This window comes from Pseudodesulfovibrio piezophilus C1TLV30, assembly GCF_000341895.1.
GTDB classification, from domain to species: domain Bacteria; phylum Desulfobacterota; class Desulfovibrionia; order Desulfovibrionales; family Desulfovibrionaceae; genus Pseudodesulfovibrio; species Pseudodesulfovibrio piezophilus.
This window is the reverse complement of the sequence record NC_020409.1, coordinates 3377376-3393052: the sequence shown is the minus strand read 5'-3', so window position 1 is coordinate 3393052 and position 15677 is coordinate 3377376. Positions and strand designations below refer to the sequence as shown.

The 15677-nt window shown below is 51.1% G+C and carries 15 protein-coding genes; 7 read left to right on the top strand and 8 right to left on the bottom strand.

Going from position 1 to position 15677, the window contains the following annotated elements; all coding sequences use genetic code 11:
• Positions 1-29: 29 nt before the first annotated feature.
• Genes flgB through BN4_RS15645 form a run of 7 tightly spaced genes read left to right on the top strand, consistent with a single transcriptional unit; the run spans position 30 to position 6086 of the window.
• A complete protein-coding gene (gene flgB, locus BN4_RS15675; protein WP_015416390.1) occupies positions 30-440 on the top strand; it encodes a flagellar basal body rod protein FlgB in 411 nt (136 codons plus the stop codon).
• Positions 440-880: a flagellar basal body rod protein FlgC gene (gene flgC / locus BN4_RS15670; RefSeq protein ID WP_015416389.1), complete on the top strand. Its 441-nt coding sequence runs from the start codon at positions 440-442 to the stop codon at positions 878-880. Before flgB ends, flgC begins: the two co-directional genes overlap by 1 nt.
• A 15-nt stretch (positions 881-895) precedes the next feature.
• On the top strand, positions 896-1225 hold the full coding sequence (gene fliE / locus BN4_RS15665) for a flagellar hook-basal body complex protein FliE (protein ID WP_015416388.1): 330 nt from the start codon (positions 896-898) through the stop codon (positions 1223-1225).
• A gap of 54 nt (positions 1226-1279) precedes the next feature.
• The gene (fliF, locus tag BN4_RS15660; protein ID WP_015416387.1) at positions 1280-2881 is read left to right on the top strand and encodes a flagellar basal-body MS-ring/collar protein FliF; all 1602 of its coding nucleotides are present in this window, start codon (positions 1280-1282) and stop codon (positions 2879-2881) included.
• Complete coding sequence (fliG, locus tag BN4_RS15655) at positions 2882-3880, top strand: flagellar motor switch protein FliG (RefSeq protein WP_015416386.1); 999 nt, start codon at positions 2882-2884, stop codon at positions 3878-3880.
• On the top strand, positions 3867-4634 hold the full coding sequence (locus BN4_RS15650; RefSeq protein WP_015416385.1) for a FliH/SctL family protein: 768 nt from the start codon (positions 3867-3869) through the stop codon (positions 4632-4634). Before fliG ends, BN4_RS15650 begins: the two co-directional genes overlap by 14 nt.
• 3 nt (positions 4635-4637) lie before the next feature.
• A complete protein-coding gene (locus BN4_RS15645) occupies positions 4638-6086 on the top strand; it encodes a FliI/YscN family ATPase (protein WP_015416384.1) in 1449 nt (482 codons plus the stop codon).
• Between the two features lie 142 nt (positions 6087-6228).
• Here BN4_RS15645 and BN4_RS15640 read toward each other — a convergent pair whose 3' ends face one another.
• The 8 genes from BN4_RS15640 to thrS all read right to left on the bottom strand — a co-directional run bounded on the left by BN4_RS15640 (position 6229) and on the right by thrS (position 15674).
• Positions 6229-8346: an AsmA family protein gene (locus tag BN4_RS15640; protein WP_015416383.1), complete on the bottom strand. Its 2118-nt coding sequence runs from the start codon at positions 8344-8346 to the stop codon at positions 6229-6231.
• A 24-nt stretch (positions 8347-8370) separates the two neighbouring features.
• Entirely contained in the window at positions 8371-8676 is a 306-nt protein-coding gene (locus BN4_RS15635; protein WP_041721192.1) for a MerR family transcriptional regulator, read from the bottom strand.
• A 195-nt stretch (positions 8677-8871) separates the two neighbouring features.
• Entirely contained in the window at positions 8872-11286 is a 2415-nt protein-coding gene (gene pheT / locus BN4_RS15630) for a phenylalanine--tRNA ligase subunit beta (protein ID WP_015416381.1), read from the bottom strand.
• Positions 11287-11368: 82 nt separating this feature from the next.
• Positions 11369-12421 carry a phenylalanine--tRNA ligase subunit alpha gene (pheS, locus tag BN4_RS15625; protein ID WP_015416380.1) on the bottom strand — a complete coding sequence of 351 codons (1053 nt, stop codon included), beginning with the start codon at positions 12419-12421 and terminating at the stop codon, positions 11369-11371.
• A gap of 2 nt (positions 12422-12423) precedes the next feature.
• Complete coding sequence (rplT, locus tag BN4_RS15620) at positions 12424-12777, bottom strand: 50S ribosomal protein L20 (RefSeq protein ID WP_015416379.1); 354 nt, start codon at positions 12775-12777, stop codon at positions 12424-12426.
• Between the two features lie 181 nt (positions 12778-12958).
• Positions 12959-13156: a 50S ribosomal protein L35 gene (gene rpmI / locus BN4_RS15615; RefSeq protein ID WP_015416378.1), complete on the bottom strand. Its 198-nt coding sequence runs from the start codon at positions 13154-13156 to the stop codon at positions 12959-12961.
• A 48-nt stretch (positions 13157-13204) separates the two neighbouring features.
• Positions 13205-13753: a translation initiation factor IF-3 gene (gene infC / locus BN4_RS15610; protein ID WP_083863123.1), complete on the bottom strand. Its 549-nt coding sequence runs from the start codon at positions 13751-13753 to the stop codon at positions 13205-13207.
• Complete coding sequence (gene thrS, locus BN4_RS15605; RefSeq protein ID WP_015416376.1) at positions 13737-15674, bottom strand: threonine--tRNA ligase; 1938 nt, start codon at positions 15672-15674, stop codon at positions 13737-13739. Before thrS ends, infC begins: the two co-directional genes overlap by 17 nt.
• Positions 15675-15677 lie beyond the last annotated feature (3 nt).

Here is a 15677-nt window from a genome sequence, read left to right as displayed (position 1 = left end):
ATCAGGAAAAAACGTAGGAGTACCAAGACATGAAGGGAATTTTTGAAAGCCACATAGAATTGACAGCAAAGGTCATGGACATGCGCCTGGAACGTCAAAATCTCGTCATGGGCAACATCTCCAACGTGAATACACCTGCCTACAAGGCGCGCCGACTGGAATTTGAAGCCCAGTTGCAGAGCGCCCTCAACCAGGATGCTCACGGAAAGATGACCCGCACCTCAAAAAACCACTTGCCAGCGACATTTGATGCCGAGGGGTTTGAAGGGGACGCAATAAAGGATTTCAAGCCACGCCAGATTTATGGTGAGGATTCCGTAGACCTGGATAAGGAAATGACCGTGATGACCAAGAACGGCATGATGTACAACGCCCTCGCCGATATCATTCGAAAGAATTTCACCGGCATACAGAAGGCAATACAAGACGGAGCTAAGTAATGGACTTCATGACAGCACTGGATATCGGCGCATCCGGCCTCACGGCTCAACGCGCCAACCTGAATGTTATATCCATGAATATGGCCAACATCAGGACCACCAAGACTCTGGAAGGCGGCCCCTATCGTCGCAAGTCGGTTTCTTTTGAAGCCACTCCTGTTTACTCCCCATTCGATACGGCAATGCAGGACCAGCTCAATCGGGAATTGAACGGCGTCAAAGTACTTGGCGTCACTGCCGACAACCGCCCATTTCGACAGGTTTACGAGCCGAACCATCCCGATGCCAATGACCAAGGCTACGTATTCTACCCGGATATCAACGTTGTCGAAGAAATGACCAACATGATGTCTGCCACACGCGGCTATGAAGCGAATGTGCAAACAATTACCGCCGTCAAGCAGATGTTCACCAAAGCTCTGCGAATCGGCCAGGGTTGATAAGGAGAAATTATCATGGTCGTTAAAAGTATTGCCATCAATGCGTATCAGAATGCCATGGATGTCCGCCGCAAGGCTGTCGATTCCACTGTCGCAAATTCCCTCAGAAAGCCCCAGGCTCCGGCACAAGGGTTTCAGGACACGCTGACCAACTCCATCAAGACAGTCAATGAGATGCAGACTGAAAAGAATACGATGATCGAAGAGTTCGCATCCGGCAAGCGCCAGAATGTCCACGAACTGATGATCTCCATGCAAAAGGCGGGACTGGCCATGCAGATGACAGGTGCTGTCCGGTCCAAGCTGATGCAGTCTTATCAGGAAATCATGAGACTGTCGTTCTAGACAGAGAACAGATTGAAATTCAACGGGAAACCATAACTTTTCTGGAGTAGAGAGATGCCTCCGTTCATTGCAGAATACTGGACAAAAATCAGCGGATTCTGGTCCGACCGCACCATGTCCCAACGAGTCCTCATCGCAGGCCTCGCGGTCTCGGTTATCATTGCTTTCGGCATGATGATCTTCTGGATGAACAAACCGGACTACAAGGTTTTGATGACCAACCTGTACCCCGAAGATGCTTCGCGGGTCGTAGGAATGCTTCAGGCAGCCAAAGAAGACTACGTTCTCGATGACAATGGCAAGACCATTCTGGTCCCAGCCGATCGCGTCTATGAACTTCGGCTTCAGGTTGCTGGTGAAGGCAACCTTCATGGTCAGGGTATTGGGTTCGAAATTTTTGACGAAGTACAGATCGGACAGACTGACTTTGTGCAGCATATCAACTACCAGCGAGCCCTTCAGGGAGAACTGGCCCGGACCATCACTGAATTCCCACAGGTAGTGAAGACCCGTGTTCATCTGGTCTTACCGCAAAAATCCCTGTTCATTGAAGACCAGATGCCCCCTTCCGCTTCCATCATCCTGCAACTCAAGAATGACGGCAAATTAGCTGCCAATGAAGTTCAGGGTATCGTCAATCTGGTCTCCATGGCCGTGGAAGGTCTGGAACCCAAGCATATCACTGTCACCGACATGAAGGGCCGTCCCCTGTACACACCGGAAGACGACACAGCCGGTCTCGCCCTCTCCAATACACAACTTGAATACAAGGCCGGGATAGAATCCAAAACCCAAAGACGGATCATGGAACTCCTCGGTCCCGTTGTCGGCCCTGAAAAGGTCATTGCCCGCGTCAATGCCGACCTGGATTTCAGCCAGAAGACAATCCGCAAGGAGAGCTTCGACCCGGACGGCTCTGTTGTCCGCTCCGAAACCCGGAGTGAAGAGACAACAGCAGGGGCTGCCAATCTGGCCGGAGGAGAACCCGATGCGAACTTCCGTGGCGATGGGTTCACCGGCACCCGAACGACCCAGGACTCCACTCGTGAATCCCGGACTACCAACTTTGAAATCAACAAACAGGAAGAAAACATCATTGCCCCGGTTGGGGAGTTGCAACGTTTGACAGTCGCGGTTATTGTCGATGGAACATGGCAGGCAGACAAAGAAACGGGAGAGATGGTCTACATTCCCCGTTCCGACGAGGAGATCGAACGCATCAAGACCTTAATTGCCAGTGCGGTCGGATTCGATTCTGTTCGTGGTGATACAATCGAAGTGAGCAATATATCCTTCGGTGAACCCGCCCATTACGACTCCGACTCCCTGATGCGGACCATGCTCGAATACGCACAGCGTCTGGGCAAGCCGTTCCTGAACGGACTCTTGATCTTCCTCTTCCTTATCCTCGTTGTTCGCCCTGTGGTCATGGCGCTTATCAGGCCGCGTGTGGCCGAGCAGGAAATCGAAGAAATGGCAGGACTGCCCGGAGCGGAACGCCTCGCTCTCGAAGAAGACGAAGTGGATGAAGAAGCCATGGATATGTCCAGACGAATCGAAAATGCGAAAAATCATGCAGTGCAACTGTCTGACGAAAACATCGACCAGGCAGTGCATCTGCTCAAGACCTGGCTCACCCAGGAGGAAGGTGCATAGATGGCTGACTTCACCGGACCGCAAAAGACTGCCATCGTTTTGCTCGCTCTTGGCGACAAATTCACGGCGGATGTCTTCAAAAGAATGGAACGCAATGAAATTGCTGCGGTTTCCAAGGCAATGCTCACCACGGATTCCATTCCCAGAGAACAGGTACTCGAAGTGCTCAAGGAGTACAACGAAGCCTTGGCCTACGGAGCGGAACTCCTGGTTGGCGGTGCGGAACAGGTCAAGCGTTTGCTGACCAAATCCCTGGACAGTGAAACAGCAAAATACATCATGGACTCCCTGGACTTGAATACCGGGCCTATCCCCTTTCAGGAGCTGGGCAATGTCAGCCCCCGCATCCTGGCCCAGATTCTCAGAAACGAGCACCCGCAAACCCTGGCGCTCATCCTCGGGCATCTGCATCCCGACCAGGCCGCAGAACTCATCCAGAATCTGCCAGCCGGAGTACGGGCCGAAGTGCTCATGCGCCTGGCAAAACTCGAAGCTGTTGCAGAGGAGATGCTCATGGAGGTGGACAAGGTGCTGCAAAGCCAGCTTATCGCCATGGGAGGCAAGGAAGGCAAGAAGGTCGGAGGCGTCCCGTCTGTCGCGGAAATCCTTAATGCCGTGGACCGCAATACTGAAGAAGAAGTCCTCTCTGAAATCGAAGAGGAATCAACTCAAATGGCCGAAGACATCCGCAATCTCATGTTCGTCTTTGAAGACGTCAAGAGTGTGGACGACGTCGCCATCCGCGAATTGCTCAAGGAAGTTTCCAACGAAGACCTCACCGTCGCACTCAAGGGTGCATCCGAAGATCTCAGGGAGAAGTTCTTCAAGAATCTGTCAGAACGTGCCAGCGCCATGATCAAGGAAGACCTGGAAATCATGCCGCCCAAGAAGCTCTCAGAGGTCGAGGCGGCCCAGCAGAGCATCGTCAAGACTGTCCGCCGTCTGGAAGACGAAGGGAAAATTGTTATCAGCAGAGGTGGAAGCGATGTCTTTGTCTAAGAACACGCCAAACAAAGCCGAATGCCCTCAGTATACGGGCAAGGTAATCATAGGCATGAATACCCCTGGTCCTGATGAAATGACCATTCAGGAAATCGAGGGAAAGAGACAGTTGATGTGGGACGACTCCACCAACGATGAATATCTAAACCGGGTGAAGGAAAAAGCAAAAGAGAAGGCAAAAGAAATCATCATGCTGGCTGAGCTTGAAGCAGAAGCTCTCAGGGCAACCGGGCAACAGGACGGCTATCAGGAAGGCCTTGCCAAAGCGCAGGAAGATCTCAATGCCCATACAAAGGCCATGTCTGCGGAAGTGGAGAATATCCTGAGTCAATTGGGCGCACAGGGAAAGACCATCTTTGATGAACGCCGCCAGGATATCATGACACTGATCAAGCTTGCTGTGGAAAAGACGCTCAAGATAGAGATGCAGGAAAGCAGACTGGCATCTGTGGAAGCACTGATGACCGAAGCGCTGGAGCGTATCGAATCCCAACGTCAGCTAGCCATCAAATGCGCCCCGGACGATGCTGCTGATCTCGAAGCTTTTATAGCCACTATCCAGGAGCGTAATCCCGCTTTAAAGTATTGGACCGTCAAAGGTGACCCCACATTGCAACAGGGTGGTATTCTCCTTGAAAGCGCAGACGGCAAAGTCGATAACAGTGTTGCCAGTCGATGGAAAGGCGTGGAACCGATCCTGGACCAACTCCTGAGCCAGGTCTCGACTCCGGCCGCTGAGAACAAGGGGTAACCCATGAGCCATGTCTCACAACTGGGGTTGCTGGAAGATCTTGATCCTTGCCAAACATTCGGCAAAGTGACCAAAGTTGTCGGTCTCATAGCTGAAGGTCATGGCATCAAGGCTCCTCTCGGTTCCGTCTGTTACCTGCTCCCGGACCACGGCCCATCAATACCTGCCGAGGTCGTTGGCTTTCGCGATGGAGCGTGCCTGTTCATGCCCTACTCGGACATGCGCGGAATCAGTCCAGGTAGTCTCATCCAAAACGCTGCCACGCCCCCCCACATGCCTGTGGGGTATTCCATGCTCGGCCGCGCACTGGATGCATTCGGCGCACCACTGGACGGCAAACAAACCCTGACACCGGAACGGTTTGTCCCCCTTCACCGCGAACCGCCCAATCCACTGGAACGCCCTCGCATTGACGAACCTCTCGATGTCGGTATTCGCTCGGTCAATTCCCTGCTCACCTTGGGAAAAGGCCAACGTGTAGGCATCATGGCCGGTTCTGGTGTCGGGAAATCGACAACTCTCGGTATGATGGCCCGCTACACCAAGGCGGACATCAATGTCATCGCGCTCGTAGGGGAACGTGGGAGAGAGGTTGTGGAATTCATGGAACGTGATCTTGGTCCGGAAGGCATGGCCCGATCCGTTCTGATCGTCGCAACATCGGACAAAAGCCCCCTTATTCGTATGCGTGCAGCCTATGCCGCGACAGCTGTGGCGGAATTTTTCCGAGATGAAGGCAAAGACGTCCTGCTGATGATGGACTCAGTAACACGATTTGCCATGGCTGGTCGCGAAGTCGGTCTGGCAGCGGGAGAACCGCCCACTCGTGGAGGCTATACTCCCAGCGTTTTCGCCCATCTCCCTCAGCTTCTCGAACGAGCGGGGAAAAACCGACTCGGATCAATTACCGGCATCTATACTGTTTTGGTGGATGGAGATGACTTTACCGAACCCATTGCAGATTCCACTCGCTCCATTCTCGATGGACACATCGTTCTGACTCGTGATTTGGCCGATCTGGGACACTACCCCGCAATTGATGTTCTTCGCTCTGTCAGCCGTATTCGCAGTGATATCACAACAAGCCAGGCTCAGGCTGACGGCCGTGCCTTGCTTCGGCATATGGCGACATTCAAAAAAGTGGAAGATATGGTCAACATTGGCGCTTACCAGAAAGGCGCCAACAGCGAAGTAGACAAGGCCATCTCCATGGTCGGTCCCATCAATCAATTTTTGAGACAACTCGTAGCCGAACAGGAACCTCTTGAATCTGCGATGACCAAAATGAATGAACTGATCAATGGAAGTGACAATGCCGCTCCACAACAGAATCAGGCTCCTCCGCAGCAACAGTCACCACAACAGCCTCAAAAGAAACCTTTGAGACGTCCTAAAAAAGCTCCTCAAAGGACTCCGATTCCACCTTCCAATATTCCAGTCAAAATGCGTTAAGCAGCGGGCATGCCCTGAGGGCATTCTAATCAAACAGAAAATCACTTTGATAGAAATGAAAGAAACATCCTGAACCACTTTTATCAGACGGCTCAACGTCATCTTGACTGCCGACACCAGAGACAGAAACATTACCGCCGGATTATTCGGCCATACTTGCACGTTTTCCGGCCACACTATGACCGGCTCCGCTAAAAATATCCCGCACGCTCCGCAAAAGATCGCCTGCTGTATCAATGACGCTTGCCCCCAAGGATTTGGCATATTCAGAGACACTGACCCAATAGTGAGGCTCCTCCACTGTGCCTGCCACCTGAATGGGAACCATGATCCCGAAGACATCACACGACGCCTTATCACTTTCCCCTTCGGAAATAGGAACCAGCTTGGCCTTGAGCAGATAATCGAGTTCGTGTGAAGCGAGCACCAATGATCCCTGCCCACTCGCTCGGAGTCCCATAGCCCGGACTTCCAAGTCCTTGTTTTGCAAAACCCCGGCAGAAAGAATACCGGACCCGGTTATTGACCCGAACCGAGTGGAATCGAGGCGGCTTCCTTTGAGGGGTTTCCTGTGTGCGCGCTCTGCCTGTGTTTGCCGAGCCATGCGAACAAGGTCCACACCAGGAAAAACGCCATCGGAAAGATGAAAAGCGACCTTGCCATTCACATTCTTCACTATTTCAGAAAGATGCATCCCGGAAAATGAGACCGATGCGGTATAATCGAGTAATCCTGCGTAGGAGTTCTCTCCCAACATATCGCTGAAGAAAGGACGCACATCCACTTTCTTCAAGTCAAAAAACAACTGGGTGTAGGGTGGCTTTTCCGCTGCTTGAACACTAAAAGAAGCAGAGAGAGTCCCGCCATAGAGTCCAGAGGTCACGGACGAACTTTGTATTTCTCCATTTGCTGCGCTCAAATCAGCCTGGACTGTGTCAAACCTTATCCCTCGCACCAACAGTTTCTCTGCTGAAACATGTGCGCCAATGGACACCCTTTTCAACCACTGCCCATGCAGTATTCGGCCAAGCACCTGCGAAACAGGATTAGGCAAAGAATCACGGGAGAGGTTGTTCTGCGTTTTCTTCAAACGAGAAAAGTACTGTCCCAGATCAAGTTTTCCAAGATTCAACGAAATCTGACATCTCGGATGATCATGCGCATACTCAATCTGAATGCCAGCAAGGAGTGAGGTCTCGTCAACCTGCCCCGTGACATCCCGAAGCTCGATTTTACCCGGTACATAGGTGAAAGAACCCTTTCCATGCGCTCTGGAGAGGATTGCGGGGTGGACATTAGGCAACGGATCGACTTTCAAACGCTCCAAGACTTCCCTGATATCGAATAAAGGTATTTCAACCTGTGCTTCCAGTGCGTCTGGGTCCGAGAGCAAGCCTTGAATTATCCCGTCAGCCCGGAGGACCATTCCATACCCTGTCACGATAAGCTTTTGAAACTCCGCATGCCGCTGACGAATGTCCACCAGTGCCTGTCCCAACCTGATATCAAGCTTCCCTTTTCCACCAGGAATATCTTTTCCTGTAGCGACAAGAGAGACATGCATGGAAGTATGTTTCCATCGGTGTTGTAAAAAATCAGCAGAAGACACACCCTCGAAATGAATTGTTCCGTGAAAGTCTGACTCTGGTTGTGAATATGAGAATTCACCCTTGACCGGGAAAGGCGTGTTATTCGCGATACGCCCTGTCGAACAGTTGATATCCCCAAGGGAGAATGCTCTTCCGGCAAGGTGGTCCTGCCACGTCACTGTGGCGTTGTGGATTTCGACTCCGGCAACCTCAAAAACAAGCCCTGTGTGATCCGCTTGTTCGGGATGCCTCCCATGGGATTTTTTTCTCCCGACAAGATCATCCCAGTTGGTTGAGCCTGCGGCATCGCGCTCAAGGTTGAGTCGTAACCCTTTGACCTGGACCGGCCCAAATTGTATTTCGCCAAGAAAGAGGGGCAGGAAGCGAACACCGACACGCGCAGAATCAATCTCGATCATCGGGGATGCTGCAAATCCGGCAGCATTACTAATTTCAAGCCTTCCTAATTGAACGCCCAGAGTCGGCATCAGATCAAAATGTATATCTTCAGAGAAATGAATGGTACGCCCCGAGTGTGCAAAGACAGCATCAATGATGGCTTTTCTGCAATCATTAATATCAAAGAAAGTGGCAAAAAAAAGGACGAGACACAGCAAAAGACCTGCTGCACTCCCCAACAAAACAAGGAAGACTCTGCCAATGATTTTCATCTATACTCCGTTCTGAAAACGGACTCAGGCGAGAATTTTTTTTATCTTGAGAAGTTCAGTGTAAACTTCGCGCAAGATCCCCCTGTGTTCACGGCCGTGAAGTTTTTTCTTGGCACCTTCAATAGTCAGCCCTTCGTCATAGAGCAGATATTTGATTTCACGAATAATCTCCAGATGTTCTTCAGTGTACAAACGCTGCCCACTCTCGGTTCTAATTGGGTCGATCTCATCAAACTCCCCTTCCCAGAATCGAAGAACATAGGTCTTCACGCCTATTTCCTTGGCAGCCTGACCGATCTTATATCGCTTGAACTCCTGCAAATCGTCCATTCCCATACGCTAACAAATCGTTTGACCAGCTTCAATCTATTTACACAGAAGCCATAAACACAAAGCCTTTTACCAGCCAATGGAACAAAGCTGACTCCCTGAGACCTAATCTCATGAAACCGTATTTACACCCGGAAGAAAGCAGAAAGCCCCTTCCTCGCAGAGAAAGGGGCTTTTCGGATAGAAGTATCTCAATCAAAAACGAATTGGCAGGAGCTTCTCCAAACTGGCGAGCACTTTCTTGTGCTCCTTATCCACCTGCTTGTCTTTGAGCGTTTTTGTCGGATGGCGGTATGTTAAGCGGAACGAAAGATTCCTTTCTTCAGAACCATCTTCGGATTGTCCCTCGGGAATGAATTCTGTGACCAGTTCCACTGATTCCAGAATTGAAACCCCAGCATCAAGAATGGCTTGATGAATTGCCTGTGCAGGCAAGGTCGCAGGACCGATGACAGTCACATCTCGGCGACTCGGCGGAAAGACGGGAAGGGGTGCGAACTTGATAGCTTGTGTGTCCACCATCTCCCGCATCGTATCCAGGTCCAGATCAGCAAGCCAAACATCCTTTTTGGCATGGTAAAAACCGGCTATATCCTTCTTGATCTTCCCCATGATGCCAATGGAGGTCTCTCCGACCGAGACTTTGACACACGGTTCCAGATATGCATGGTCTTCTGCTAAGGAGAAGTCGGGAGCCTGCAACTTGAGATGGTTTTCCACCAGGTGCTCGACGTGTCCCTTGAGATCAAGAAAATCGACGTCACCAGTTGGCCACGGCCACTCTGAAGCGTGGCGAGGACCATATAAAAGCAATCCAAGGCGGTTGTGCTCACGAGTTTCGGTTTCAGAAGTCTTATCAGCCAAAAACTGTTTGGCGACTTCAAAAAGCCTAATATGAAAATTCCCTTGGGCAAGATTATGCTTGAGTGTATTCAGCAACCCCGGAGCCAGGTCAGTCCGAAGGACATTCTGATCCTCACTCAGGGGATTGGCTATATTGACACGCCCTTCAGTCGGCAAAAACAACCGATCAAGATCATCGTCACCCACGAAACTATAATTGATAGCTTCGTTCAGCCCCACCCCTGCACCCCAGAGTTTGACAGTTCTGAGAAATGCATACTGAGTTCCACCAGCCTGAGCAGTATTCAAAGATTTTGAGATCTTAGGCAGGACGGCAGGGATCTGATCGAGACCGAAAACACGTCCGACCTCTTCGTACAGATCAACTTCTCGTTCCAGGTCAAGACGATGGGAAGGACTGGAAACAGTCCAGTTGGCGGGGTCGCTATCATCGACCACACATCCTTCCAGCGTAAAGACCTTCTTGGCAAATTCAGGTTCCAAATCAAGGCCAAGCAGGCTCATGCATTTGTCATGACGGTAGCCGTGCTGACGATCCACCCATGGTTTCGGCTCATTGGAAACCACACCGGAGACAACGGTTCCACCTGATGTTTCCGCCATAAGTTGCGCCGCACGATCAATGCAAAAACGGTTCATAACCTGATCCACTCCACGCTCGAAACGATAGGAAGCATCAGACGGCAATGCGAGACGGCGAGCAGTTTTGCGGATAGTCCCAGGACGAAACACTGCTGCTTCCAACAAGACATTCCTTGAACCGGAATGCATTTCGGAATTAGCTCCGCCCATGACACCGGCAAGACCCACTGGTTTTTTCCCGTCCCATATGAGCAGGTCATTGGCAGTCAGGAGACGTTCGGTATTATCAAGCGTCGTCAACTTCATGCCATCTGTGGCCGGGGCGACACGAATAGTGGCATCTTCAATCAGGTCAAGATCAAAGGAATGGAGAGGTTGCCCCAACTCGAACATGATATAGTTCGTACAATCGACTATGTTGGAAATAGGGCGTTGTCCTAAAGAAAGCAGTTTGAACCGCATCCAATCCGGAGCTTTCCGGGTCTCGACACCATGCAGAATACGAGCATTATAGAGTGGACATAATTCGGGATCATCAATCAGAATTCTGATTTCATCAGCAGCATTGCCGCCACCTTCAACCAGATTCAACGGAGGCAACGCCAGCGGAAGGTCAAAGGCCAATGCCGTTTCACGAGCAAATCCGAGTATGGAAAGACAATCGGCGCGGTTAGGCGTGATATCGAAATCAAAAACAACCCGTTCAAGATTCAGCGCATCAACCAGCTTCTCGCCGACCTGGAACGCATCGTCCAGAATCCAGATTCCGTCATGGTCTTCAGAGAACCCCAACTCCCGTTCAGAACAGATCATACCCATGGATTTGATACCACGTAGTTTGGCCTTCTTGATCTTCATGCCATCCGGCATGAAAGTTCCGACAGTGGCCACGGGAACTTTCTGTCCCTTGCCGACATTGGGAGCACCACACACGATAGTCACTGTTTCAGGACCACCGACATCCACTGTGCACACAGAGAGTTTCTCTGCCTCGGGGTGCTTTTCGCAGTCAACCACATGGCCGACAACAATGTCCTTGATGGAATCAAAAGGATCTTCAATTCCTTCTAGTTCAAGACCGAGCATGGTGAGCTTGTCACCGAGCACTTGGATATCTCCCTCATAAGGGACAAACTCACGCAACCAATTCAGACTGACTAACATTGCACTACCGTAAGCGATGAAAAGTTATGAAAATGCGGTCACAAGGAATCCCGACAAGGGGACCCCTCGGACCGCTGAATATCTATGCAAACTGTTCGAGGAACCGAACATCATTCTCAAAGAACATGCGCAGGTCACCAATATTGTACTTCAGCATGGCTATCCGTTCGACCCCCATGCCGAAGGCAAATCCAGTGTAGACTTCAGGATCGTATCCGACTGATTTGAAAACATTGGGATCTACCATGCCACATCCAAGAATTTCGACCCAGCCGGTCCCTTTGCAAACTCGGCAGGTCGACCCACCGCTCTCCCCCTTGCCGCCGCACATCACGCAGGAAATATCGACTTCCGCACTCGGTTCGGTGAAAGGGAAAAAACTCGGTCGAAAACGGACCTCGGTCTGAGCACCAAAAATCTGACGGACAAAAGCTGTCAACGTTCCCCGAAGGTCTGCCATGGAAACGTTCCGATCAACCAATAACCCCTCAATCTGATGAAACATGGGGGTATGCGTCAGATCGGAATCACGACGGTAGACCTTGCCCGGAGCGATGACGGCAACAGGCGGTTCCTGCTGCAGCATGGACCGTATCTGCATTCCAGAAGTATGCGTACGAAGCACGATATTATCTGAAACATACAGAGTATCCTGCATGTCACGGGCAGGATGCTCGGGAGGTATATTCAGTGCTTCAAAATTATGCCAGTCGTTTTCCACTTCAGGCCCGGCAGCATGCTCGAAGCCAAGCCCTGTCAGGACATTACAGACCTCATCCATGACCAACGTCACAGGATGCAGTGACCCCGCCCATGGCTTGCGTCCAGGCATCGTCGGATCAAAAAGACTCAACGCATGGTTCGCTTCAGTGGCTGTCAGATCCAACTGCCATGAGTCTATCAACGCAGTAATGTGTTGCTTGATCTCATTGGCTTTTTTACCAGCAGCAGGCTTGTCAGTATTATCTAGCGCGCCCAGTTGCGCCATGGCCTGAGCGAGCATCCCCTTACGGCCCAAGAACTCGATGCGAAGTTCGTCAAGTTCCTTTAACGAACAAGCCTGGCCCTTGCGAGATTCGCAATCATGGGCCAGGCTGTCGAGTCCTTCCAGGAAGGACTTCAATTCATTACTCACTTCTAGCTCACCTTGGCTTTGGCGGCCTCTGCGACTTTGGCGAACACTGCGGGATCGCGCACTGCCATGTCGGCGAGGACTTTGCGGTTCAGCTCAATCCCTGCTAGTTTGAGACCATTCATCAAGCGGCTGTAAGAAACACCATTGATGCGGGCGGCAGCGTTGATACGCATAATCCACAGCTTTCTGAACTCGCGTTTTTTGCGCTTGCGATCACGATAGGCATTACACAGTGCCTTTTCCACGCGTTCACGAGCGGTGCGGTACAAACGGCTACCGGCTCCGCGGTACCCTTTGGCCATTTTCAAATACTTTTTGTGACGCTTCTTAGCGGCGACACCACGTTTAACTCTCATGGTTAAACCTCCATCTTTAATCAACCTCCCGGGCCGGACGGACTCCCCCAGCGAGGCAAGATTCTACGAGTTAATGACAATAACGGTCGATCTGCATTTGATGCCTGGTCGGCAGGCGTGCGGCTTCGGATAATCCCAAGCCTCTTGAAACGCTACCGACGGGCCTATATCAAAGGAGATACTAACCGTTGGGCAACTGACGACGAACGGCCTTCATATTGGTGGAGTCCACAGTTGTGGACTGCCCCAAACGGCGTTTCCGCTTGGCGTTCTTCTTTGTCAGGATGTGCCTGAGGTTCTTCCTGCGGCGCTTGAACTTGCCGGTAGCGGTCTTGGAGAAACGCTTGGCAGCTGCGCGACGGGTTTTGATCTTGGGCATGGTAGACTCCTTACATAAAAGGGACAGAGGTCCCTCTGTGAGTATCGACTATTTTTTTACAGGAGCAAGCATCATTGTCATCGTCCGTCCCTCAGACAATGGCCTGCTCTCAACTTTGGCGATATCCTGTGTATCCTCCACGACCCGCTCAAGCATCATCAGCCCGCGGTCTTTGTGGACGATTTCACGCCCCCGGAAGAAGACGGTTACTTTGCAGCGGTCGCCTCCTCCGAGAAATTTGACTATTTTAGAGAGCTTGGTCTGGTAATCGTGCTCATCAGTTTTAGGCCGAAATTTGACTTCCTTGATTTTGATGACGGTCTGCTTTTTCTTGGCTTCCTGCAGTTTCTTCTTCTGCTGGAACTTGAACTTCCCGTAATCCATGATCTTGCACACCGGTGGTTCGGCGTTTGGAGCAACCTCCACAAGATCAAGCCCCTTTTCACGGGCGCGATCCAAAGCGTCTCGGGTGTCCAGAACACCCAACTGTTCACCGTCCTCGTCAACCACTCGCACCTTGGGGATGCGAATCCTCTCGTTGCGCCGGACCTGATCCTGTCGTCTCTGGCCTCGACGGTCGTTACCCCGAAAAGCTATAGCTCATGCCTCCGCGTTTGAAAGGTTCCTGTGCAGCATCCAATATGAGCTGCGCAGCTTCCTCCAGTGTCACCAAACCAGGGTCTTCTCCATCTCGTGAACGGATATTGACACACCCGGCTTCAACCTCTTTATCACCGATTACCAACATGTACGGAATCTTCTCAACTTGAGCTTCCCGCACCTTATAGCCAAGCTTTTCATTGCGAGTATCCGACTCAACTCGAATCCCCTTACTCAAGAGAAATTCCTTGGCTTTTTCAACAAAATCATATTGCGCATCAGTTACATTCATCAGACGCGCTTGAACCGGAGCCAGCCAAACAGGCAATGCCCCGGCGAAGTGTTCGATAAGGACACCAATGAATCTTTCGATGGACCCAAGGATAACCCGATGCAGCATGACCGGGCGATGTCTCTCACCGTCCTCGCCCACATATACCAAATTGAAGCGCTCTGGCAAGGTAAAATCGCATTGGATGGTAGCGCATTGCCAACGCCGATCAAGAGAATCCTTGAGAATAATGTCAATCTTGGGACCGTAAAAAGCACCGTCGCCTTCATTGATTGAATATTCTTTTCCCGTAGACTCAAGCGCTTCGGTCAGTGCTCGTGTCGCCAATTCCCAATCTTCATCAGTTCCTACTGATTTTTCAGGGCGAGTGGAAATTTCAGCTTCAAACTGAAAACCGAACATATCCATTATATCTTTGACGAAATTAAAAACGCCAACGATCTCATCCTGCAACTGGTCTTTCCGACAAATCAGGTGCGCATCATCCTGAGTAAAGGAACGCACACGCATAAGGCCATGCAGAACGCCGGACTTTTCATGACGGTGCACAATCCCATGCTCAAAATAGCGCTGCGGAAGATCACGGTAACTTTGGATCTTACGCTTGAAAATCAACATATGAGACAAGCAGTTCATGGGCTTGATGCCATATGCCTGCTCGTCAATTTCCGTGAAATACATATTTTCACGATAATTATCGTAATGCCCGGACTTTTCCCAAAGCTCACGCTTGAGAATCAGCGGTCCCTGAACGAGCTGATACCCACGTTTGAGGTGCTCCTTGCGCTCCCAATCCTCAAGAATGGCACGCACCAAAGCACCCTTCGGGTGCCAGAGAATCATACCGCCGCCCACGTCCTCGTGGGTGGAGAACAGGTCAAGCTGTGTTCCGAGCTTACGATGGTCCCGTTTCTTAGCCTCTTCAAGGCGATGAAGATGTTTTTTCAGTGCCTTGGGATCTTGCCATGCGGTACCGTAAATACGCTGAAGCTGTTTCTTATTTTCATCACCGCGCCAATAAGCACCGGCGACTGAAAGCAATTTGAAAGCCTTGAGCATCCCTGTCCGTGCGACATGAGGCCCCCGACACAAGTCGGCAAAGTCTCCATGTGTATAGACAGTGTATTCATCCGCCCCTAGATCATCTATAAGCTCGCCTTTGTAATCTTCGCCCATATCGGCAAAGAATGCACGGGCCTCATCGGCGCTCATGCGTTGACAGGAGAACTCCTTGTTGGCTCCAACGGAACTCAGCATTTCCTTTTCGATAGCCTCAAGATCTTCAGGCGTAAAAGGACGTTCGTAATCAAAATCGTAGTAAAAACCGTCCTTGATGGAAGGACCGATGGTCACCTTGGCTGTGGGAAACAGTTTCTTGACAGCTTCGGCCATGAGGTGAGCCGTGGAGTGACGGATGATATCCAGCCCTTCTTCGCTTTCCGCAAAGACGGGCTCAAGAGTGGTGCAGGGAGTCGGAACAGCGGCAGTCAGATCCAGAAGAGTCTCACCGCACTTGGCAGCCACAACTTTCTTGAACTGTTTTTTTGACAGGCCCTCTTGCAGGGCCTCGGCGCACACAGCACCTTCAGCCAGGTCAACCTGATTGCCGGAGACTTCAATCTGCACTCT